At 39.1% G+C, this 22,535-nt stretch carries 17 protein-coding genes; 1 reads left to right on the top strand and 16 read right to left on the bottom strand.

Annotation, left to right across the window (positions count from 1 at the left end; translation table 11 throughout):
• Nucleotides 1-189 precede the first annotated feature (189 nt).
• The 16 genes from EDD74_RS11290 to EDD74_RS11215 form a co-directional block, all read right to left on the bottom strand.
• On the bottom strand, nucleotides 190-1,725 hold the full coding sequence (locus EDD74_RS11290; protein ID WP_116441020.1) for an O-antigen ligase family protein: 1,536 nt from the start codon (nucleotides 1,723-1,725) through the stop codon (nucleotides 190-192).
• Between the two features lie 29 nt (nucleotides 1,726-1,754).
• Complete coding sequence (locus EDD74_RS11285) at nucleotides 1,755-2,864, bottom strand: DegT/DnrJ/EryC1/StrS family aminotransferase (RefSeq protein WP_116441386.1); 1,110 nt, start codon at nucleotides 2,862-2,864, stop codon at nucleotides 1,755-1,757.
• Between the two features lie 277 nt (nucleotides 2,865-3,141).
• Complete coding sequence (locus EDD74_RS11280; RefSeq protein WP_116441019.1) at nucleotides 3,142-4,593, bottom strand: flippase; 1,452 nt, start codon at nucleotides 4,591-4,593, stop codon at nucleotides 3,142-3,144.
• Nucleotides 4,590-5,999, bottom strand: coding sequence for an O-antigen polymerase (locus EDD74_RS11275; protein WP_116441018.1), 1,410 nt, complete (start codon nucleotides 5,997-5,999; stop codon nucleotides 4,590-4,592). The genes EDD74_RS11280 and EDD74_RS11275 overlap by 4 nt, the downstream gene beginning before the upstream one ends.
• Before the next feature lie 16 nt (nucleotides 6,000-6,015).
• Nucleotides 6,016-7,086, bottom strand: coding sequence for a glycosyltransferase (locus EDD74_RS11270; protein ID WP_242990043.1), 1,071 nt, complete (start codon nucleotides 7,084-7,086; stop codon nucleotides 6,016-6,018).
• Between the two features lie 18 nt (nucleotides 7,087-7,104).
• Nucleotides 7,105-8,190: a glycosyltransferase gene (locus EDD74_RS11265; RefSeq protein ID WP_116441016.1), complete on the bottom strand. Its 1,086-nt coding sequence runs from the start codon at nucleotides 8,188-8,190 to the stop codon at nucleotides 7,105-7,107.
• Between the two features lies 1 nt (nucleotide 8,191).
• On the bottom strand, nucleotides 8,192-9,268 hold the full coding sequence (locus EDD74_RS11260) for a glycosyltransferase family 2 protein (protein ID WP_116441015.1): 1,077 nt from the start codon (nucleotides 9,266-9,268) through the stop codon (nucleotides 8,192-8,194).
• Between the two features lie 2 nt (nucleotides 9,269-9,270).
• Nucleotides 9,271-10,491, bottom strand: a complete 1,221-nt coding sequence (locus tag EDD74_RS11255) for a glycosyltransferase family 4 protein (protein WP_016441271.1) — start codon at nucleotides 10,489-10,491, stop codon at nucleotides 9,271-9,273.
• Between the two features lie 19 nt (nucleotides 10,492-10,510).
• Complete coding sequence (locus tag EDD74_RS11250; protein ID WP_016441270.1) at nucleotides 10,511-11,209, bottom strand: sugar transferase; 699 nt, start codon at nucleotides 11,207-11,209, stop codon at nucleotides 10,511-10,513.
• Nucleotides 11,203-12,414 (bottom strand): DegT/DnrJ/EryC1/StrS family aminotransferase, encoded by a 1,212-nt coding sequence (locus tag EDD74_RS11245; protein ID WP_016441269.1) that lies wholly within the window; start codon nucleotides 12,412-12,414, stop codon nucleotides 11,203-11,205. The genes EDD74_RS11250 and EDD74_RS11245 overlap by 7 nt, the downstream gene beginning before the upstream one ends.
• A gap of 2 nt (nucleotides 12,415-12,416) precedes the next feature.
• Complete coding sequence (locus EDD74_RS11240; protein WP_116441014.1) at nucleotides 12,417-14,375, bottom strand: polysaccharide biosynthesis protein; 1,959 nt, start codon at nucleotides 14,373-14,375, stop codon at nucleotides 12,417-12,419.
• Between the two features lie 23 nt (nucleotides 14,376-14,398).
• Nucleotides 14,399-16,123 carry an LCP family protein gene (locus EDD74_RS11235; RefSeq protein ID WP_116441013.1) on the bottom strand — a complete coding sequence of 575 codons (1,725 nt, stop codon included), beginning with the start codon at nucleotides 16,121-16,123 and terminating at the stop codon, nucleotides 14,399-14,401.
• Nucleotides 16,124-16,351: 228 nt separating this feature from the next.
• Nucleotides 16,352-18,085, bottom strand: coding sequence for an adenine deaminase (ade, locus tag EDD74_RS11230; protein ID WP_116441012.1), 1,734 nt, complete (start codon nucleotides 18,083-18,085; stop codon nucleotides 16,352-16,354).
• Between the two features lie 97 nt (nucleotides 18,086-18,182).
• Nucleotides 18,183-19,184 (bottom strand): Fic family protein, encoded by a 1,002-nt coding sequence (locus EDD74_RS11225; RefSeq protein ID WP_116441011.1) that lies wholly within the window; start codon nucleotides 19,182-19,184, stop codon nucleotides 18,183-18,185.
• A 494-nt stretch (nucleotides 19,185-19,678) separates the two neighbouring features.
• Entirely contained in the window at nucleotides 19,679-20,002 is a 324-nt protein-coding gene (locus EDD74_RS11220) for a hypothetical protein (RefSeq protein ID WP_132038455.1), read from the bottom strand.
• A gap of 36 nt (nucleotides 20,003-20,038) precedes the next feature.
• The gene (locus EDD74_RS11215) at nucleotides 20,039-20,494 is read right to left on the bottom strand and encodes a DUF1653 domain-containing protein (protein WP_116441009.1); all 456 of its coding nucleotides are present in this window, start codon (nucleotides 20,492-20,494) and stop codon (nucleotides 20,039-20,041) included.
• A gap of 316 nt (nucleotides 20,495-20,810) precedes the next feature.
• On the opposite strand from EDD74_RS11215, the gene EDD74_RS11210 reads away from it, so the two are divergent.
• On the top strand, nucleotides 20,811-22,535 hold the full coding sequence (locus EDD74_RS11210; protein WP_116441008.1) for an ABC transporter ATP-binding protein: 1,725 nt from the start codon (nucleotides 20,811-20,813) through the stop codon (nucleotides 22,533-22,535).

Raw genomic sequence — 22,535 nt, 5'->3', positions numbered from 1 at the left:
TCTTTAACAATAAAATTACCAATGAGCAAATCCCTAATTATCATAAAAATGAATATACATCGATGGATGATGTACTATCAAAATCCTGAAAATATCTAAATTATTTGATTACTATTATTTTTTAACATTTTATCCATCTAAATTATCAGACCATATCTTATGTTAAAATCGATTGTGACTACTTCTATCTTATTTCATTTTTTTATTTTTTTTTATAATTAGTGTGATATACAAAAATAATAAGATAAGTAGAACGCTGGTCGAAAAGCCAAGTAAACTATAAACTATAAACATCAAAGAAAAAGCCTTTTCTTTAAGCACTAGAAAAGTACATGTTGCTATGCAAACTCCAGTAGATGTCACCCAAATCTTACTTTTATTCCTTTTAATTATTTGCACATATGTTTGTATACTGTAATTTCTTGAACTTAAAAATATATTTAACTTTTTTTCTACCCAATCATCTCTTTTTATGCAAAAATTTTTTTCATAATCATAAAGTAAAATATATGCTATAAAAAATCTAAGAATTGGATACGTCGTAACAGCAGTAATAAAATATAACAATAAATACAATGTTTCAAAAATAAATTCGTTATATTCTCTTGTTTTAAATGCATGGATTCCGCTCATAATATATGGAATTGCTAGCAAACTTGTCATCAAAAGACCACCACAGGCAATAAAATATACCAATCCCATACTTATGCCTTGTTTATATTCAGCAAATGCTAACACTGCCTCCTGGTTTTGAAACCCCACACCAATAATTGGGGAATCCAACCATGCTTTGAAACATGCCATAAGATGATCTGTTCGAACATTCATTGATCCTGCCCCAGATGGTGTAGTCAGTTTGTTTAATAAGATACCCACTACTAAAATGCTTCCCAACAATACCAATAACAAAAATGCCGCTTTATGAATAGATTTTTCCTTTTGAGAAAAAACTATTTTTGCTAAATATAAAACAAATACCGCGATGAGAAATACATAAGTTGTAGTTGAAAAAGTAGTTAATGCTGTAATTCCCAGTAAAATCACTTTCCACCAGTGCGTTTTTTGTGAAAGAAACATCTCAGCTGCCAAAGCAACACATAAAACAAAATTATACATTGGTCCTTCCGGAAAAATACCGCAGTTTCTTGGTATATAAAGTGTTTCATTTAGATAAAGCTTTTGAGACTCATAATATATATTGTGAAACGTGCGTATATCCTCAGTCCAAGTTCCCCATATCAAAGAAGTTCTTCCACTTTCCGGAATAAGTGTTAGACATGTCCCTCCTAAATAAAAAATCAATGAAATTATAGCATATATCACAGCAATATTTATGAACGCTTTCCAAACAATATTGGAATCCTCTGCTTGATATAAAAAAAACATAAACCAAACAATTAATAAAAAGAAAAAAGAAAAATACCAATTAAAGTTTCCTTGAAACTGATATATATATGTAATACAACATATAAAAAATAAAAAAATCTTTTTCTTATTATTAATTGACAAATGATTTACTTTATTTGTATTTAGCAAAAACAATCCTAAACTTACAATAATCGTAGCAGCTAACAGCCACCAATAAAGTTGTTCTTGTTCTAATGATAATGAAACATCACATGCCCATGCCCCTCCAGTACTTACAAACAGAAAAAAAGCAATCATGTACGCACCAAAAACGGTAATTATTTTCTTGAAATTCAATTTATGTTTACTAAACGTCATCTAATTTCTCCTACTTCATATATGTAATATTATTTTTTAGACAAAATCACATCACAAATTTTATCCACATCTGTCAATTCTAAGTTTTCATATAACGGTAATGTCAAAATATTTAAAGAAACATCCCTTGCAATAGGTGTCTCATATTTACTATATTGATCTTTATAACAAGTCATATCATTTACAGCTGGATAAAAATATTTTCTTGCATATATTTCATTCTTTTTAAGCAATTCATCTACTTCATCTCTATTTTTCCCAAATTGTTCTTTCGAAAAATATACCGGAAAATAAGCGTAATTGGGTTCTACATCTTCTTGAAGTGAACATAATTTAATTCCATCTATTCCTGATAGTCTTTCTATATATCTTTGATAAACTTGCTTTCTCTTTTCAATACAAATAGCAATTCTATTTAGATTACAAATACCCATTGCAGCACGAAACTCATCCAGTTTTGCATTTCCTCCAATACTGACTACATCATCTGGTCCATGGATCCCAAAATTTTTCAAATCATGTAAATTGATTCTGTAGGAAGAATCTTTAAATGCTACCGCACCACCTTCTATCGAATGAAAACATTTTGTCGCATGGAAAGAGAACATTGATGCATCACCAAAATTCCCAATTCCTATCCCCTTATAAGTACATCCAAAAGCATGTGCCGCATCATAAATAACCTTTAGATTATATTTTTTTGCAATTTGTTCTATCCTCTCTACATCACAAACATTTCCATACACATGCACTGGCATAATTGCCACAGTTTTATCTGTAATCAATTCTTCAATTTTATCTGGATCCATTGTATAATCATCCGGCTTAATATCACAGAATACAGGTGTTAACCCATTTCTTGAAATTGCATGTGTTGTGGAAACAAATGTAAAGGGTGTTGTAATCACTTCTCCCTCTGGAATATTTAATCCCATAGCTTGCATTCCCATCTCTAATGCCATGTGCCCATTCACAAATAAAGATAAATACGGAACCTTTAAATACTCAATTAATTGATGTTGAAACCTTTTATAGATTGGTCCCATATTTGTTAAAATTTTACTTTCAAATATTGGTTTAATTTCTTTAATATAATCTTCTAAGTCAGGCATAGAAGATTGAGTCACATAAATAGCCATTTTTCCCTCCATCTTTTGTATTTACTTTATGCTCTTAACTTCCTCCATAATTTAACATATTAAGTCTGGTAAAACGGATACTTCAAGTCGAATATTTTACTCCTACAAGAGAATCAACTCTAAATATTTCGCGCAAGAAAAGCACCCCATTCTTTCTGAATACTGTACAATTGAACTATCAACAATAATCTACTCCCTCAAACAAGTGGTTACTTATTGAAACCATTATACCTCATTCCAATAATCTTTACAATTTATCCTCATTCTTCCTCATCTCCTATTTTCTCCATATTTTTTTAAATAATGACTCTACAGTATCAGATACAAAGTCTTCTTTTAATATCAGCAAAATGACCCCATATACTCCAAAAAATAAAATGGCTGATACACATAATGTTCCAAACACATTCATTGTTATTTTATTCTGGAATATTACTCCAACTATAGATGCGAACATAATTGCCACAACTATTTTCCACACTTGAACATGTCTTACCATTTCCCACAACTGCTTTCTCAAATATATACACTGCACAATCAATACAAGTAATTCTGCCATAGTTGTTGAAAATGCAGCTCCTGTTGAACCAAACTTCGGAATTAATACTAGATTTAAAATGAAATCTAATACTGCTCCCGCTGCAACTGAACATACAACGTTACTTTCTCTTCCTAGCGGTGTTAATATCTGAATTCCCGTTATATTAGACAGTCCAATCAAAATCAATGTAGGCATTAAAATAATCATGGCTGCTGTCGCTGGCAAGAATGATTCTCCCGCAAGAAACAGTATAGATTCTTTTACATAAATAATAAAATATACTGTCATAGGAATTGAAACAACCAGTACGAACTGAAATGCTTTTGTAACCATTCTTTGAAATTCTTCTTTCTTCTTTTGTTGAATATAATAAGAAAGTCTCGGAAGAAGAACTGTTCCCAATGATGTTACACATGTTACAAGGACTGTTTTTACTTTTATCCCTGCATTGTAATAACCTACTTCCACATCCCCCTTCATGAACCCAAGCATCACCAGATCTAAATTCAAATATACGCTTGTTGCAACAGAAAGTAAAAAGAATGTCAAAATCCCTTTTCCATGTTGTCTTAAATTATATTTATTCTGCTTTTTTAATGTAATAAACTTTCTCAAGCGCAAAAAATTAAGTATATAAGATCCAAAGCTTCCGACTACATGAATTGCTCCATAAATAATATAGTCTTTGGGCTCTTTCACTAATAAAAACATTAGAATAAGACCTATAATTTTAAACAGAACCGCACAGACCGTAATATAAGAATATTGTTCCAGAGCACTATAAAACCACTGCACCCCTATTGTTGTTAACCCTATGCTTACTCCCATGACAATGAGAAGTTCTTTTTGTCCTGCAAATTGTGGTATAATAAATAAAAGAATAAAAAATATAGCATATGTGATTGCTGTTGTAATCCCACTAATGATTAATAACTCCTGCACAGTTTGCGAGAGTTTTTCCTTATCATCTCTCACTCGTGCACAAGCCCGAATCCCATACGTCGGAATTCCCAATGTTGCAAACATTGTAAAATAAGAAACAACGGATGTCGCAAATGCCACTTTTCCACTTCCCTCTACAAGAAGAACTCTTGATATGTACGGAAATGTAATCAGCGGAAATAAAATGGACGAGACCGTCAAAATAGCATTCATAATGAAATTAAATTTTACTGTTCTGATTCTCATTTATTGTTCTTTTTCTCCTTACTCTTTGAAAAATGAAATTTCTCAAACTTCCATTTTTCATTAATATATACAGCGAATCCACCTCTGAATTTCACCTTCATCGTAACAAAAAACCAATACATAAGCGCAAGCAAAATCAGTGTTGTCACAAAAGTCTGACTAACTCCCTGCAAATAGAAGTATCCATCGATTGGATGAAATACAATCGTATAAACTATGTAAGAATACAATACTAACCAAAATCCCGTATTCTTAAAAGTTCTATATTTTAATTTGTTGTAAAAAACACTCATTGTTCCTGCCATCACTCCCTGCAGGATCATCGCTCCGATATACCCGAAATCATAGATCCATCTGCGGTATGCCGTATAAATATTTCCAACCATGACATCCCCATAATATCTAAATTCCAAGTGAATCGGATAAAATTTATCTAAGTTCAATAAGCCTAAATTATATAATTTTAAATTTAAGTTATAAAAAGTTTCTTTTCCAAAGATTTCTGAAGCTGCCGGTGGATGTTTGAAAAACTGATTCAAACACTCAATAGAACAGCCACAGTAAAAGGTAATATACTCCAGCAATCCTTTTGTGTTAATTCTTCCTACGAGGCTGGCACTTAAATAGAAAAGAACTAATCCTCCACAAGCGGCAATTGCTAATATTCCTATTGTTTTGATAGAGATATATGCTTTCCCGGTATGGTACGACCAAATCAAAAAGTAAATAACAATTCCTCCAACTAAAATTTGAAGCATTTGTAATCGGTCTGAGACTAAAAATCCATTACACAAATGCAGCAAAACTGGAAGAAGACACGCTCCTAACTTTAAAGCTTTTTCTTTTGTCATTCTTCTCCCTGTTGCAACAAGATTATTGACAAAAATATACAAGAAAATATACGCGCATAACATAGCGATTCGCTCTACCTGTCCAAGCCACCATGGCAATGATTCTTTTAAAGTAACTGAAGTTACTTCTTTAAAAATATTAAGCGCTTGCGAAAGTGTGTTGAATTTTCCATTTCTGCTTGCAATTTCAATCATGTTAAAATACAACAATGCAATATAAACCGCACAAAATGCACTTGCAGCTATAATTTTCCACCATGGAAGATCAATTTCTTTTACTGCGATTTTTTTTCTGGTGCCCTCGTATCTTTTCTTATATTTCCTGTCAATCGCAACACCAATCACAACAAATTCCGCTGCTCCGATTAAAAGCACAAAAAATGTCATTGGAATCATAGAAATTCCCCATCGTTCTACATTAAATAATGCACATCCCACACTCACTATGTACGCCAACAAAAATAGTAGCGCCGGAGTAAATATGTCTTTATTCACTTTTACATAGAGTATTCCATATAAGACTACCAAGAGTCCAAATAATAAATAAATCAACATAGGTTCTTATTTCCTCCTATTCTAAGTTCTCTATCTCTCTCAGAACTTTTCGCAACATCTCTCCTTTTCGCAATTTTTCTCCCATAGCAGACACGTTCTGAAGCATCTCGTCATATGTTTCCCCGGTAAGCGCAGCCAGTTTCTCTGGAATCTCTCTTAGACACCCCACCTGTATTCCCAGCTGATTCTCTCTGATAAATTCTGCTATCGCTGCTTTCTCCCATACAATAACCGGAAGCTTACTTGCCAAATATAGTGATGTTTTATGCGGATTATTGTACTGCATATATTGCCCAAATTCTCCGCCACACTCGTCAATACTTTTTCCATCCCACACAAGTCCAAATTTCCCGTGCAATACACGCGGAAGGTCATCTGGAGGGAAAGAACCTTTGTAAGTAATATTGCCTGTTCCAACCGCCTCTGTGTTCAGATTTGGACCATATAAGCGAAACTCTGCATTCACCTGATCCAGCTGATACACATATCCCGCTTTTTCTTCCGACAAATTCCCTGCAATGATAACTGCATTTTGATTTTCTTTTGTTTCGGCTTTTTGGATACTTTCCGCTTCCACCAGATAGTCAAATATCTCAAGAGCATGTATTCTCGTATCCAACCCTATTTTTTTTAGATATCCGATCATCTTTTTATTATGGGCGATGACATCGTCTGCCAGGCACAGAAATGACTTTTCTGCATGCTGATACCATTCTTTTTGCTTTTTATCCTGTGTCCTAAGACTTTCTATATCATGAATCAAGATAATGATCTTTACTTTTTTTCTTTTTAACTGTTTGATATATCTAAGCGCCAGCATTGCAACCTTGGGATACATCTCCAATGGATACTGGATCAAAATCTGATCTTCTTCCTTAACTGTTTTTGTAACCTTCCTCCAGTCTTTCATCAGAACCAATCCCATCCGGATCCGCTCTGCATAGCTTACATTCTCCTTTATGACCGGAGGGCTGACGCGCAGAGGATTCCATCCTTCTTTGATCAGTGTATCTGCCACGTCATTTCTTGCTTTAGAACCTGCATGCTGTTCGTTTAATCCCTTTTCTACAATACAATATTTTTTCACACGGATACTCCCCATATCTTAAAATTTCTTTTTTAATTGCTCTATTTTTTTCTCCTGATGATTCAAGTCATATCCCGCACCGATGATCTCCTGCAAGCGAGATTTTCTTTCTTTTCCCCGGTTTTCCAATATTACATTTCTCCACAGTCTAGTATCGCCAAGCTTCAAAAATTCCACAAGGTCTGAAAGCTTTGTCTCCTCACTGATCTGATCTGAGAGAAAACACGGAAGACCTGCCGCCTGAGCTTCGACTGCAACAATCGGAAGACCTTCATAAAAGGACGGCAACAAAAAGCAATCTGCCGCCTGCATCAATCTTTCAACATCCTTTCTGACTCCCAGGAATTTTACTTTGTCGGCAACCCTTTTTTGTGCTGCATAATTTTTTATTTCTTGTTCCAGTTCTCCTGTTCCGACATATAAAAGTACACAGTCTTTTTCTTCCTCCAGACAGCTGCTGAAAATATCGATCACACCTTTCGGATTTTTTTGATGTGCAATTCTCCCCACATGGCAGATTACAAAGTTCTCTTGGATCCCCAATTCTTGCCTGACTTCTTCCCGAACCATTGGATCATACGCATATGTTTCTGCTTCAATCGCATTTGGCATGATCAATACATCTTTGTGCTCCATAACTCTTTGTCCAAACATAAAACTTCCCGCAAGCTTTGAGCAGGCGACAAATTGTTTTGCAATACCATTGAGAAACGGTCTGCAAATTTTATGAAGTCTTTCATTATCTGCCGCCCCATTATGACTGTGAACCACAATCTTTCTTCTGTAGATCCATGGAATGATCAAAGTAAAGACAGCCCCTGCATTCAAAATATTTCCATACACTGTCTGATACTCTGGATGTTCCCTTAGCAACTTTCTAAATTGCTTCCACTGTTTTAACAATCCCTGACTTTTGGCTCCAATATAATAAATCCTAGAGCCATAGCCTCTCAACTCCTCTTCATATGCAACTCCTGGAAAATCTGTGACAAAATCCAGTATGATTTCCGGCGCAAGCTCTTTTGCCAGATTTCGCAGATAAGTTTCAATTCCTCCTGGATTATCTGACATTCCATATACCAATACTCTTTGCTTTTCACTCATCTTAACGCCCTGCCTTCACTTTGGAATAAAAAATCGGAAATTGATTTCTGGCAATATGAATTGCTCTTGCAAAACTCAGACAGAGAAATCTACTTTTTGTCCTCAGGATCCGTAACGCAATTTTTAACATTCTGCTGTCAGATGCCTTGGCATCCATCACTAAGTCCAAAAATAGCGGATCTACAAATAACTTCCTACACCAGTCTTTTCGATCCCGATGCGACATCCCTGAACGTGGATCGCAGTTTCTCTCCATGGCAGATAAAATATACCTTCCATACAGGCTCCCAAGAATCTGTCTGTTTTCTTCTGTATCTGCTTTCCAGTAAGTGCATTGCTCATACAACTTCTGAATCCGCTTCCGCAAAAAATGATAGTAATCTGGAACAAATTCATTTGTCAGGCTGCCGTTCACTCTCTTTGCATAGTGATAAGGGGCAAAATCCAGCAAGTTCATACTGTCTATCTCCATACAAAATTCAATATTAAAACAGATATCCTCTATAAACTTTGCATCTTTATAGTCGTCAAAAGTAACCCCCAGCTTCTTCAGGTATTGAAGATCATATACCTTATTCCACGGATATCCATACAGTGTCTCTCTCTCCATATAAATCAACTGCTGGTGAATCTGTTCTGGATCTGTTAAATACATTTCTTCAGGAACCCTGATTTCATTGTAAGAAAAATTCCCCTGCCGGTCATAATATTCCACAACAATTCCAAACAGTACAAGCTTTGCCCGGTTCTTCTGCAACGATTGATATACTTTCTCAAGCAGGTCTTCCTCGACCGTATCATCTGCATCTGCAAACCACAGATATTCTCCAGCGGCCTCTTGGATCCCTCGGTTTCTCGCCTCGCTGACCCCACAATTCTTTGGCTGTTCAATTAAGCGGATTCTGGAATCTTTTGTTGCGGCTTCTCTTACAATCTCTTTTGTACGGTCCGGAGAACCATCTTCTACCACAATACATTCCCAATCTGAAAAAGTCTGCTTTCCAATGGATGCTAACGTGTCTGCAATATATTTCTCGGCTTTATATGCCGGCATTACAATACTAAAAAATGGTTTCATACTTACTTCTCTGTCAACTCCCTAATCAACTCTACAATCTTCTTATAAGACTCTGGTCTGTCAAACTGCTCTTCGGCAATCTTTCTCGCTTGTTTTCCCATTTCTTCCCGCACATCTTCATTCTCGTAGAGCTTCTCGATCGCATCTGCCAGAATTTCTTCATCTTCCGGCATAATATTAACTCCAAATCCATCTGTCTCTACTTTCTTTCGGAACTCCGGACTCATGCAAGTATTGATCATCGGATGTCCGGAAGCAAGGTAATCACCGATTTTTGTGACGATACTCTGTGGCGCTTTCTTTACAAACGAATTGACAACAATATCTGACTTTGCAAGATATGCCGCCATCTTTTCGTATGGCATATAGCCGACAAACTCTACATTTTTGCAGTGATGCTCTTTGGCCAGCTGCTCCAGTTCTTCTTTCAGCGGGCCTCCGCCTAGAATTTTGATCTTGATATTCAGCCTTCTTCTTCGGATCAGTTCTTCTCCGGTCAGAACAAGTGTCCGGATATCATAACTTGTTCCGATCGTTCCCGCATAAGTCACCCAGAATTCGTCCTCTTCTTTTTCGATCTCCGGACTGTATTTTTCCACACCTGCATCAAACTCTTTGATTTCATTGCCGACATAAACGGTCACTTTTGGAACATCCAGCTTCTGGTTTTTTAACGGGCGATCCCGGTATTCATCAGAAGTTCCCACGATTCCCGATACAAGCGAATATACTTTCTCCGCATCTCTCTGCAGCGGATGAAAGATCATGCTGCTCACAACCGGAATATCCAATACCATACGCATCGCTTCCGGCCAAAGATCATTGACATCCGGCACAAATGGAATTCCTTTTTTCTTTGCATAAGATGCCGCAGCAAGCGCCACATCGTTTGGAGGAATCTCACAGTAGATCAGGTCGTAGTCTCCTTCCTTCTCTAAAAGTGCTGTCAGATTCTTTGCCGCAACTCTGTGACTATACACCCTTTTAAGATCAATGTTTTTCTTGTATCCCGGTTCATAGATAAATTTTAAATGAAATTTATATTTTGTTTTCTGTATTTCGGAAATATTTCTCTGTGCCTTTTCCCAATGCTGAAACGTCGTCGTAATCAGATCGACCTCATATCCGGCATCCACAAGGAACTCTGATAAAAATTTAAACCTCGTGTATCCCTTCTCATTGTTCAGCTTCACTCCCATTGTAATCACTGCAATTTTCTTCATATTTCTGCTCCAATAAACTTTATTTTATTACTGCCATTGCTGTCCGCAGCATAATCTTCATATCACTGAAAAATCCAAATGTCTCTATGTACTTCAAATTGTATTTCATCTTTTCCGGAAGAATATAGTTGAGATAAATCTCATCTACATCTGTGATTCCTTTTGCCCGATAGGCATCAATGATTTCATCTTCGTCTTTATATTCAATACTCGTATTCGATGTGATTCCTGCCGGAAGAAGAAGCGTCGCCTGCATCTCATCCGTATAGCAGTCCACATATTTTTTCACTTCCGGTCTTGTCCCTACAAAAGTCATATCCCCTGTCAAAATGTTAAACAACTGTGGAAGCTCATCCAAGCGCAGTTTGCGCAGTTTCTGTCCGACCTTTGTGATTCTGCTGTCACTCTTTTCCGTGACAAGAGGTCCTTTTTTATCGGCTCCTGTCACCATTGTACGAAACTTAAAAATACGATATGGTTTGCCATAACTGGTGATTCTTTCCTGACGGTAGAATACCGGTCCTTTGCTGTCTATTTTGATCCAACATGCAATAAAAATCATGACTGGGGACAATAAAATCATAAAAATAAAAGCAAGAAACACATCTGCTATGCGCTTGATGCGCAGGGCAGACTTTTTCTTGCTCAAAATTTTATAATATTTCTTTACCTCATCATTTCTCATCTGTTCTGGTAATTCCGACCAACTCTTTAGCATAATCCGTGTTCCCTCAATAACCTCTGAAAAGTATCTATTACATATTGCTGCTGTTCATCTGTCAGACAAGAATGCAGCGGAAGTGAAATTTCATTTTCGTACATTCTGTAAGCATTTGGAAAATCCTCGATGGCAAATCCCATATTTTTGTATGCAGTCAAAAGCGGAAGTGGTTTGTAATGTACGTTTGCCGCAATTTCTGCTTTTGCCAGTTCCTGGATGATCTGATTGCATTCTTCCCTCTGTTTGCCATTCAGCCGCACAAGATACAGATGTCCATTTGACTGGCTTCCTTCTCCATAGTGGTTAAGCACCTGCACCTGATATGGACGAAAAGCCTCATCGTATCTCTCGATCAACTGCCTTCTTCTCTGTAATATTTTCGCATAACGCTTCATCTGCGCAAGTCCGATAGATGCCGTAATATCTGTCATATTCGCTTTATAGTACGGTGCAACAATATCGTATTCCCATCCCCCTGCTTTCATCTTCGCCAAAGCATCTTTTGATTGCCCATGCAGTGTCAGCAACATATACTCTTTGTATAATGCTTCATCTTCTTCAGGCGTCAAAGACTTCCATGTCACAGCGCCTCCCTCCGCAGTTGTAAGGTTTTTCACTGCATGAAACGAAAAACAGGTAATATCTGCAATCTGTCCACACTTTTTCCCTTCACGCTCTGCGCCGAAAGCATGTGCTGCATCTGCAAGAATCAAGATCCTTCCCAGCTTCTCCTGTCTTTCGGATGACGGCTGAAACAATCCTTTCTTCTCTTCTACAATTTCAAACAGTCTGTCATAATACGGATAAATAATCCCTGCAAGATCAATCGTAAGAATTGCCTTCGTCTTCTCTGTGATAGCTTCCCGTACTTTCTCCGGATCCATGTCAATAGAATCTGGCATCGTGTCTACCAGCACAGGGGTTGCCCCTACATGGCAGATGACGCTGCACGTCGCTGTAAATGTATATGCCGAGGTGATCACCTCATCTCCCGGTCCGATTCCCATCGCCCGCAATGTCATCTCCATACAGGTTGTTGCAGAACTTAAACATGCCGCTTTAGTCGTTCCACAAAACTGTGCGATTTCCTGCTCAAACTTTTTTGTCTTCGGTCCTGTTGTAATCCATCCACTTTTTAAAGTATCGATCACCTCTGCAATTTCTTCCTCTGTAATATCCGGGGGCGAAAATTCTACTCTCATACTTACCTCTCTCCATGTTCTCTGTTTAAAAATTCACTTGGAAGTGTTGAGCGCGTATCTGAAAAATCTTTCATCAATTCACTCGCGATCTTCCTGTCTCTCTCCACATCTTCCTGTCTGATATGATAGGTTGGAACGATTTTGTGGACAATCTCTTTCATTCCCTCTTCTTCTGCGTAAGCTGCCCGGTACAAGTCTTCCAGGTCTTTCAGAAATTGATCTTCATCAAAATCAATCGGTTTTCCAATATGAATCAACTCGTTCGCAGTACTTTGCAGACCTTCCTCGCTCATCAATAATTCTTCATAAAGCTTTTCTCCAGGTCTAAGTCCTGTAAATTTAATCTCGATATCTTCTCCTACCGTATATCCGGATAAACGAATCAGATTTTTTGCCAGATCCAGAATTTTCACCGGCTCTCCCATATCCAGCACAAAGATCTCTCCTCCCTTTGCACTTGCTCCAGCCTGGAGCACAAGAGATACTGCCTCCGGAATTGTCATAAAATATCTGATAATATCCGGATGCGTAATCGTTACCGGTCCGCCTGCTGCAATCTGCTTTTTGAAAAGTGGGATGACACTTCCATTGCTTCCAAGCACGTTTCCAAAACGTACTGCCACATATTCCGTCTTGCATCTGTGGCTGAAGGTCTGTATGATCATCTCACACATCCTTTTGGAAGCTCCCATGATGTTGGTCGAATTGACTGCCTTATCTGTGGAGATCAGAACAAACTTCTCAACTCCGTACCTATCTGCCGCAAGTGCAGTCTTATATGTTCCAAATACATTGTTTTTAATCGCCTCGTTCGGACTGTCTTCCATCAGCGGTACATGCTTATGCGCAGCTGCATGATAGACAATATCCGGTCTGTATTTTGCAAAAACACTGTTGATTTTTCTACTGTTTCGCACAGAACCAATCAGAACAACCAGATCCAGATCTGGATATTTATGCTTCAGTTCCTGTTGGATATCGTATGCATTATTTTCATAGATATCAAAAATAATCAGTCTCTTTACTCCATTTGCTGCAATCTGACGGCACAGCTCACTTCCGATGCTTCCGCCTCCTCCAGTGACAAGGACAACTTTATCATACACATATCTTCCTATGGTCTCTGTCTTGATATCGATCGGTTCTCTGCCAAGCAAGTCTTCAATCTCCACATTGCGAAGCTTCTGAACGCTGACATCCCCATTCACAAGCTGATATACCCCAGGAAGAGTCTTCAGATCTGCATCGGTATTCTTACAGATTCCAAGGATCGCCTGGATCTCTTTCTTTTTGGCACTTGGCATTGCCAGAATAATCTCATTGATCTTATATTTTTCTACATTTTCCAGAATTTTATCTCTGCCACCCACTACTTTTACACCGTGGATATAAGTTCCGGCTTTTCTCGGATCGTCATCGATGATACAGCAGATCTTTGCATCGAGCTGTTTACTCATCTCAAGCTCTTTCATCACGACATTGCATGCCTCTCCCGCACCGACGATCATCGTGCGCCGCACGTTCTCACTATGAACACTGCTTCGATAAATCATTCTGACAAATCGATAGGAAAATCTGCCAATACAAGTGCATAAGAACAGACCAATAGTGTAAATCACAAAGTAACTTCTGTAAATTTCTTTGTAAGTCAGAAAATAGGCTGCCGCATTAAAAAGAAAGGAACCTATACATGCCTCTCCAATATAGAGGAGCTCTTTCGCACTTGCAAATCTCCAAAGACTTCGATAAAGCCTGCATACGGTAAAAATCCCGATCGTCACGATCGTATTGGGAATCATCATACTTCGAACCGACTCCCAATATTCCACCGGAACTGCTGACAGTTCAAAGCGGACAAGCAACGCCGCAACGGAACACAGGTTAATAAAACATACATCTAAAATCACTAATGCAATCTGATAGATTGCCGATAAATCCCATTTTTTTAAAAACTCTCTCATTTGCCCTTATCTCACTCTTTTCTCTATTGTGCAATCTCGGAGCCTTCCAATGTCTCCCCATTTTCTACACGGTCGATCAGTGATCGAATCGTATCAACCGATGCCTGATCCGGCTGCATCACATAAAGTGCTCCTCCGCCATAAGAGAAGCAGACCTGCTCATCTCCTGTCCCTGCGGCAGCCACAGAATAAATATTCCATGCTTTTCCCTGGGCGAGCTGATCTTTGATCAAATCCTGAATCTGATCCTGAGACATATTCGTCTCTACATTTCCACTGACACTGTTGATAATACCGTTGGCATTGACCAGCATCGCCGGTGAGATCATCTTTTTGATCAGACCTGTGATCACTGCCTGCTGATTTTTTCCCCTCTGATTGTCTCCGCCTTCGATATTCTGTCTTTCCCGCGAAAATGCCAGCGCCTGCTGCCCGTTAAAGTGGTTTGTTCCCTGAGCAACATCCATGACAAGTCCAGAATCTTCACTGGTTGTAAATGCAAACTCGGACTCTACGTCAACCCCGCCAAGCTGATCTACGATTTCGATCAGGGACGTAAAGTTTACACGCGCATAGAACGGAATCTCTGTATCATAAAGCTGTGATAACGTTCTCATAGAAGCATCTACTCCGTAGATTCCTGCATGTGTAAGCTTATCTTTCTGTCCACCACTGATTCCCGGTATCTCCACATAGTAATCACGCGGTGTTGTCGTCAAAAGGATCTGATGTGTCGTCGGATTGATTGTCGCAACAATATTCACATCGCTTCGACTGTTTGTCTCAATTGGTCCAAACACATCAATTCCACTGATAAATACACTGAAAGTATCTTTCTTCACCTCTACCTGAGCTGCTGTACTGTCCAGTTCTTTTTTGATACTGTGCTGATAAATGACCTTCACGTTCTTTGAATAATTTTCAAATGCTTCTTCCAGAATTCCGGTATATCCTTCATTATAAATAATCGCCTGTACCTGTCCATCGTGCAGTGCCTGCGCCTGCTCACTTAAACTTCCATACTCCACGGTCTGGATCTCTGTTCCCAGCTTTTCATTGATATCTGCAACTGCTGATCGAACATCGTCTCCACTCATCGCATACTGAACACCAAAGGTATACGATGCCGCATCTTCAATCTTCTCTGCTCCGTCGTCTGCCAGCACTGCAACTACCATATTATCTACTTTATAAGAACCACCTGAGATTTTACCCAGTGCTCCATTTGCCTTTCCTATATAATATGTCGCAACTAACAGTAGAATCATAATGAAAAAGCTAAAGATCTTTCCTCCGATATGCCTTCCCTTCTTCCGGAGCTGGGTTGCCAGCGTAATTCCAAAAAGAAGCAGTAATATCACAGCAATGATTCCGAGATATTCTATCGGCAGCATATCTAGAATAAATAACATGACCATAAATACTACTGAGACCAGTCCCTGCAGTCCTGCCAGAATCAGGCCAAGCACATCCTTTTTCTTACCTTTTCTTACAGTTTCTTTTCGGTTTCCCGCTGATTTTTTGTTAGTTCCTGATCCTCTTCTATCTCCTGCCATGGATTTTGCCGGATTATAGTAAACTTCCTCCAGCTCCCTCCGGCTTTTTTCCGGTCTTCTATTTCCCTGTGGTTTTCTACTATCTTGCGTCCGCCTGCTGTCCCGAGGTCTTCTGTTATCTTGAGATTTCCTGCTGTCCTGAGGCCTTCTTTGTGTTCTATGCTCTTTTGCGGGCATTTCTCTCTTTCCCATAATCCATCCTTTCTTCCAAATTTCCTTTTTTCATCATCACTCTGTTTTCTTCTAAAACATCTAATCTATTGCTATCCTATGAGGATTTCTATCTAACCCCATATCCAAACGAGTATAGCATAAACTATAGTAAACTTCAAATTCTTTCCAAAAAGCTCAGACCTTGTACCTGCCTTTCATTTTTCCAAAAAAATGGCCTTCTTTTCGGTCTTAAACTCTCAGACTTCTCTATTCTGCCTCTACCGAAATAAACTGGAATGTTGTCACATCAAACAATCCCATATCTGTCAGTTTGAGCTCCGGGATCACTGCAAGTGACATAAAGCAAAGTGTCATGACCGGCTCGACTTCCCCACAGATTCCAAGTTCTGCATAAGCTTTCTCATGAATCTCTGTCAGTTTCTGGTCCACCCATTCCCCACTTCTGTCACTCATCAGTCCTGCGATCGGCATAGGCATTTCTTCGATGATTTTGCCTTCTTTTACAAGGACAATGCCGCCTTCCTGTTTGATCAGACTTTCTACCGCAAATGTAATCTCCTCATCACTGACACCGACTGCAATAATGTTATGGGAATCGTGGGCCACAGAAAGCGCCACCGCTCCTTCTTTGATCCCGTATCCTTTTAAGAATCCACATGCGACGTTTCCAGTTCCCTGATGTCTCTCCACAACCGCAATCTTCACGAGATCTTTTTGAGGATCCCGGATAAATTCTCCGTTTTCATCTACTTTGATCTCCTCAACTGTCTTCTTTGTGACAACACCGCCTGGCTGTATCTCAATGACATTTACCCGGTTCGACTTCAAGTGCATTTTCAATTTCTCTTTCGAAAAATCTTTGACAATCACACTTCCTCTGACTGGCGCAATATCTGCATACGATGTCTCCGGAAGATATCTGCCATCTTCTGCGGTCAGTTTCCCTCCAATCCACACTTTTTCTGTCTCAAATTGTTCCAGATCCTTCATCAGAACAATATCCGCCTGATAGCCAGGTGCAATCGCTCCCTTTTCACGCAGCCCAAAGCATTCTGCGGCATTTAATGTTGCCATACGGATTGCCGTAATCGCATCTATTCCCTCTTCGCGACAGATTCGCAAATGATTGTCCAGATGTCCCTCTTGCAGAATTGTCTTTGGCTGACGATCATCCGAGCATAGCAGACATCGTCTGCTGTTTTGTCCCGTTACCCCGCGAAGAAGCGTCCTCAGATTATGACACGCAGAGCCCTGTCTGAGTAAAATGTACATCCCTCTTGCCAGTCTGTCATTCATCTCTTCCACCGTAGAACATTCATGATCTGCAAGAATCCTTGCCGCCGCATAAGCATTCAGCTCCTTGCCACTGATTCCAGGTCCATGTCCATCGATCACCTTTCCGGCCCGCTTGGCTACAAGCAATTTCTCAAGGACACTATCGTCTGCCCCAATGACTCCCGGAAAATTCATAAATTCTCCAAGCCCCAGGATCCCCTCTCTCTGAATTGGCTCTTCCATTTCGGCTGCACCGATCACAGCACCTGCATGCTCAAATGGTGTCGCCGGAACACAGGATGGAACCACATACTGAATATCCAATGCAGTCCTCTCTGCTGCCTCCATCATATAATCCAGCCCTCGGATCCCACAGACGTTTACAATCTCATGTGGGTCCGCAATGATTGTTGTCGTTCCATGAGGTACTAAAAGCCGCCCGATCTCCTCCGGTGTAACATAAGAAGATTCAATGTGAATATGACTGTCAATCAGACCCGGAACCGCATAAGAGCCTTCTGCATCCACAACCTCTCGCCCTTCATATTCTCCAATTCCCGCAATCTTAGACCCACTGACTGCAATATCTCCGCTAATAATTTCTCCCGAAAATACATTTACCACTTTACAGTTTTTGATCACAAGATCCGCCGGAATCCTTCCTGCTGCTGTATCAATCAATTTTTTCAATTCTTGCTTGTCCATGTTTTCTTCCTTTTCTATCTATTTTGCTGTTTTTTGCATGCTTCTGCGTAAATTATAGCATATCCTTATTTCACCCTCAACCGTTGGCAGACAACAGTTATTTCTTTTCACAACTACTTTTTACATATCTTTGATTTTTACTCTTCGGCGCATTCGGGATCGTCATTTGGATCTGCCCACTCTCAAGCGCCGGATTCAGATAATTTTTTCTCAGAGCATCTTTGGATTTCAAGTGAAGCAACTCTAAAATTTCATTCGCTGTATAAGGAATATCTTCTTCCATCGCTTCCAGAAGTTTCTTTACATATTTTGAAAGACTTTCCACCGGTTCCTTCGGTTCCTTTTTGATCTCATCCAGTGCAATCTCAATCTGTTCCAACATAAACTCAATAAAACCCGTGATGGTTCTCTCCATCTGGCAGATAGAAATCGCCTCATAATATCCTCCCTGCACTCTCTCCATCTGGGTTTCCAATGGAAGATAGGTAAAGAAAGGTCTCCACTTTGCCAAAATCGCTGTCTGCCACAACTGTGCCAGTCTGCTGTTACCGTCCGTAAATGGGTGAAGAAACAGGACTTCATAATGGAAGATGGAAGACAGAATCAGCGGATGGATTTTCTCCCTCTGACTTTCCATCCATGCAAAAAGCTCCTGCATCTGCCCCTCAATAAACCTCGCCGGCGGTGCCATAAAAAACTGATTGTGATTAAACACACCCTTTTCCGTCTGGCGAAATTCTCCGGATTCGCTTGCAATATCCTTCGTCAGAATTCCGTGAGCCTTCTTAAAGTCCGCAATACTATAAGTCTCCACTTCCTGCATGTATTCATAAACCGCGTACAGGTTCTGAACTTCCCGGATCACTCTTTCACTCACCGATACCGGCCGACCCTCTACAATCTCCTTGATCTCCGGAATCGAAAGCTGATTCCCTTCCATCTTTAAAAAAGCATGGATTGCACGAATTCTTCTTTCCCGGTTTGTTTCCGACATCCCTACTTTATAATATTCCATAATCCTTCCGGACTTCTCCGCAATCGATGCCACCAGCATTACTATTTTATCTGTAATTTCATATGGCGGATTGTAATTTCCCATAAAATCTCTCCTTCATCTTACATCTTTTCTTGCTTATTATCTTACATGTTTTTAAGTTTTCTTTTTGGAATATGATATGCGCTTTTTCTGTTTTTCTAATTCTGATTTTTCTCATAAACATAGATGTAATGTTACTTATTATTTCTATTTATCTTGCATGTTTTAAGTTGATTTAGCACAAAAAATAACAGGTATCGCATTCCTGTATTTTGTTTCAAACACTTTTCATTCATCTATGTAAACCGCTGTAATCATTGGCATTTCCATCTTTTCTACTTCTTTTCAATGGCCAGAACATCTAACCTATTACTTTCATTAACTTTTTAAAAAGCACCTCATCTTACGCACTTATCATACCACACTTCACCTCATCTGTCTAAGGCTAAAGAAACCTGTCACATGCCATTTGCATCATACATATTTTTTAGCAGATTACTTTTATACCTTCACAGACGTTTCAAATTCAGCAGCAACATTGTACAACGAATTTCAGACTATTTTGCAAAGCGGCAATACGAGTTTTCTTTCAGATCAGGCAGGTTTTTAAATCGACTTTCAGATAGTGCCTGCGCCTTTAAAATAATATCTGTATAATGCCTGTATAATATCTGTGCGAAATTTTCGCAAAAAAACGCCCGGCAGAGACTTTCTCTTCTTTCAAAAAAGTTTTCCCACTTTCTTTTCAAAGAGTTTCTTTCTGCCAAGGCGTATTTTCTATGTTTTTTTGCCAAGTATATTTCCACCACGCTATCAAACGCCGTATTTTGCGATATAAGCGATTTTATCGTTTCAGGTAAGACTTGTATGCCTATCATCATTAAAACCTCTTATATCGCATTCTATTGCATTGTTTTTTACTTAAATTCTACCTTTTCGAATCGATACTTCTGTTTCACCTCGGGATATTTTTCCCGGTCCACCTCACTCATAAACATCCCATAGGGTCTTGCACAGATCTTAAAAGGCGGATACATCGCCTGATAGATCACCAGCTTCTCTCCTGTCTCTGTGTGCTGGGCAAACGCAAGTACCTTATACAGATATTCTGCTGTATGCTCTGATACCCATTCCCGCTTAAAGTGCTGTACAAGGTCCCCCTCTCTGATATCCCTCCGCACAGTTTCCTCCTCTTTCGGCTCCGGTTCTGTATCGAGTTCCATATATTCTTCCCGATCCAGCGAAACCGGGATTCCTGATTTTCCTACAATGTGAACCCCGCCATACCATGTCCCGGTGATCTGAAAAATGTCTCCAACTTGGTATTCCGAAGTATATTCATCGTTTTTCTTAATAATTCTTACTCTGCTCATCCTTTTTCCTTTCATTAATCCTGACTGCGCTCGCAGTATAGAAACAGACAACCTTGTCATCCGGTTTATATATCGTATTTATGCTAGTATTATGCCATTATTCCCTGCCTGATACAAGACACTATTTTGATTCTACTTCTATTTTTAATTTTTTACAATTCCCCTCTTGACTGTACAGTTACTGTACATTTTACAATGTGCCATGTTGATCATAGAATCCATTCAACAAAGATTCTGTTGAATATTACCTCGTGTGATACAAAGTAAAAATACAGATTTGAAAAATATCGATCTATGAAAGGAGAATGAAATTGAGATGAAAACGATTTTAAAACATGTAAAATTCAAAAGCAAACAACTGGTAGCGCTGTTTTTTCTGATACTACTATCTGCTTTTGGTCAAATGCTATTACCCGCATTACTATCAAAAATGATTAGTTTAGGAGTGGTCACAGGAGAAAACAGAACCATTTGGATGTTCGCTGCAATTATGGCCGGAGTTGCCGTCTTTTCTTGTCTTATCAGCTTTGGATCCGTAAAAATTGCCTCCGGTATTTCCACCAGTTTTGCCGCACAGCTGCGAGACAAAGTTTTCTCTACTGTTCAAAGCTTTTCCGCAGCTGACTTGGATCAGTTTGGCACAGCCAGCTTAATCACCCGAAGCACATCCGACATCACAAATGTTCAAAACTTTTTGACATTGTTGCTCCGCGTAGGACTTCTCGCTCCTATGATGGCAATTGCAGGATTGATTTTCTCAGCATCTACAGGAGGAAAAGTTAGTTTCGTACTTCTATTTGCGATTCCTGTTTTATTGATTGTACTGACGATCATTATGATCTTTGCATCTCGTTATTCGATACGTCTGCGCAGCAAGCTCGACCATATCAATCATTTATTTTTAGAAACTTTAGAAGGTGTGCGTGTTATCAGAGCTTTTAATAAACAAAAAACGGAATGCACACGATTTGAAAATTCTAACGAAGATTATGCCATGACCGCAATGACCGCCGGAAGAATTACAAGCATATTAATGCCGGCAATCAGTGTTATTTTCGGTGTCACAACTGCTGCAGTACTCGGAGTCGGATCCTATTATGTTGAACTAGGTTCCATGGAAGTCGGTTCTTTAGTAGCCAACAGTCAATACATTAGTATGGTTCTCACTTCGGTGATGATGTTATCCATGGTGATCATGATGTTTCCTACCAGTTATGCCTGCGCCAAGCGCATTGCCGAAGTATTGAACACCAAAAGCACAATTGTAGATGGTTCCTTTCCTTTGGAACAAAGACCTTTGCGCTCCACTGTGGAGTTCCGCAATGTGACATTTGCTTATCCGGGAGCAGATGAGCCAGTTTTAAAAGATATCAACTTTATTTCAAAGCCTGGTGAAATTACTGCAATTATCGGTGGTACAGGAAGAGGAAAATCCAGCATTGTAAAGTTGATCCCAAGATTATACGACCCATTGTTTGGGGAAATCTTGATTGATGGCGTAAATATCAAAGATTATTCCTTAAAGGATCTGCGTTCTTTGATTGGATATGTGCCACAGAAAAACAAATTATTTTCCGGAAATATCGCAGAGAACTTAAACTTCGGAAATGAAAACGGAAATGAAAAAGATTGGAACGAAGCAGCAAAAATAGCCTGTGCCAATGAATTTATCGAAAAGAAGCAATCCGGATTTTTCGATCCAATCGCTCAGGGCGGAACAAATTTGTCCGGTGGTCAGCGCCAGCGAATGGCGATCGCCCGTGCTATTATGAAGAAACCGGAAATCTATGTTTTTGATGATAGTTTTTCAGCTTTAGATATGAAAACAGATCGTCAATTACGTCAAAACCTGAAAGAAAGTATTGGCGATGCCACTATGATTATTGTAGCGCAACGCATCAGTTCGATTTTGAATGCAGATCGTATTCTAGTGATTGATGATGGAAGGATTATAGGCAATGGCACACACAAAGAATTATTAGAAAGCTGTTCTTTATATAGAGAAATTGCCGAAATCCAATTAGGAAAGGAGAATTTATAA

The sequence above is a fragment of the Faecalimonas umbilicata genome (assembly GCF_004346095.1).
In the GTDB taxonomy this organism is placed as follows: domain Bacteria; phylum Bacillota; class Clostridia; order Lachnospirales; family Lachnospiraceae; genus Faecalimonas; species Faecalimonas umbilicata.
This window is presented reverse-complemented; position numbering and strand designations above follow the sequence as displayed.

Excerpts from the sequence above, each read along its gene's own strand:
- EDD74_RS11290 (WP_116441020.1), bottom strand. The coding sequence starts at position 1,725 with ATGACGTTTAGTAAACATAAATTGAATTTCAAGAAAATAATTACCGTT.
- EDD74_RS11235 (WP_116441013.1), bottom strand. The coding sequence starts at position 16,123 with ATGGGAAAGAGAGAAATGCCCGCAAAAGAGCATAGAACACAAAGAAGG.
- EDD74_RS11220 (WP_132038455.1), bottom strand. The coding sequence starts at position 20,002 with ATGATGATAGGCATACAAGTCTTACCTGAAACGATAAAATCGCTTATA.
- EDD74_RS11265 (WP_116441016.1), bottom strand. The coding sequence starts at position 8,190 with ATGAGTGAAAAGCAAAGAGTATTGGTATATGGAATGTCAGATAATCCA.
- EDD74_RS11245 (WP_016441269.1), bottom strand. The coding sequence starts at position 12,414 with ATGAGAGTAGAATTTTCGCCCCCGGATATTACAGAGGAAGAAATTGCA.
- EDD74_RS11210 (WP_116441008.1), top strand. The coding sequence starts at position 20,811 with ATGAAAACGATTTTAAAACATGTAAAATTCAAAAGCAAACAACTGGTA.
- EDD74_RS11285 (WP_116441386.1), bottom strand. The coding sequence starts at position 2,864 with ATGGCTATTTATGTGACTCAATCTTCTATGCCTGACTTAGAAGATTAT.
- EDD74_RS11250 (WP_016441270.1), bottom strand. The coding sequence starts at position 11,209 with ATGCTAAAGAGTTGGTCGGAATTACCAGAACAGATGAGAAATGATGAG.
- EDD74_RS11275 (WP_116441018.1), bottom strand. The coding sequence starts at position 5,999 with ATGTTGATTTATTTATTATTTGGACTCTTGGTAGTCTTATATGGAATA.
- EDD74_RS11280 (WP_116441019.1), bottom strand. The coding sequence starts at position 4,593 with ATGAGAATCAGAACAGTAAAATTTAATTTCATTATGAATGCTATTTTG.
- EDD74_RS11215 (WP_116441009.1), bottom strand. The coding sequence starts at position 20,494 with ATGAGCAGAGTAAGAATTATTAAGAAAAACGATGAATATACTTCGGAA.
- EDD74_RS11255 (WP_016441271.1), bottom strand. The coding sequence starts at position 10,491 with ATGAAGAAAATTGCAGTGATTACAATGGGAGTGAAGCTGAACAATGAG.
- EDD74_RS11240 (WP_116441014.1), bottom strand. The coding sequence starts at position 14,375 with ATGAGAGAGTTTTTAAAAAAATGGGATTTATCGGCAATCTATCAGATT.
- EDD74_RS11225 (WP_116441011.1), bottom strand. The coding sequence starts at position 19,184 with ATGGGAAATTACAATCCGCCATATGAAATTACAGATAAAATAGTAATG.
- ade (WP_116441012.1), bottom strand. The coding sequence starts at position 18,085 with ATGGACAAGCAAGAATTGAAAAAATTGATTGATACAGCAGCAGGAAGG.
- EDD74_RS11260 (WP_116441015.1), bottom strand. The coding sequence starts at position 9,268 with ATGAAACCATTTTTTAGTATTGTAATGCCGGCATATAAAGCCGAGAAA.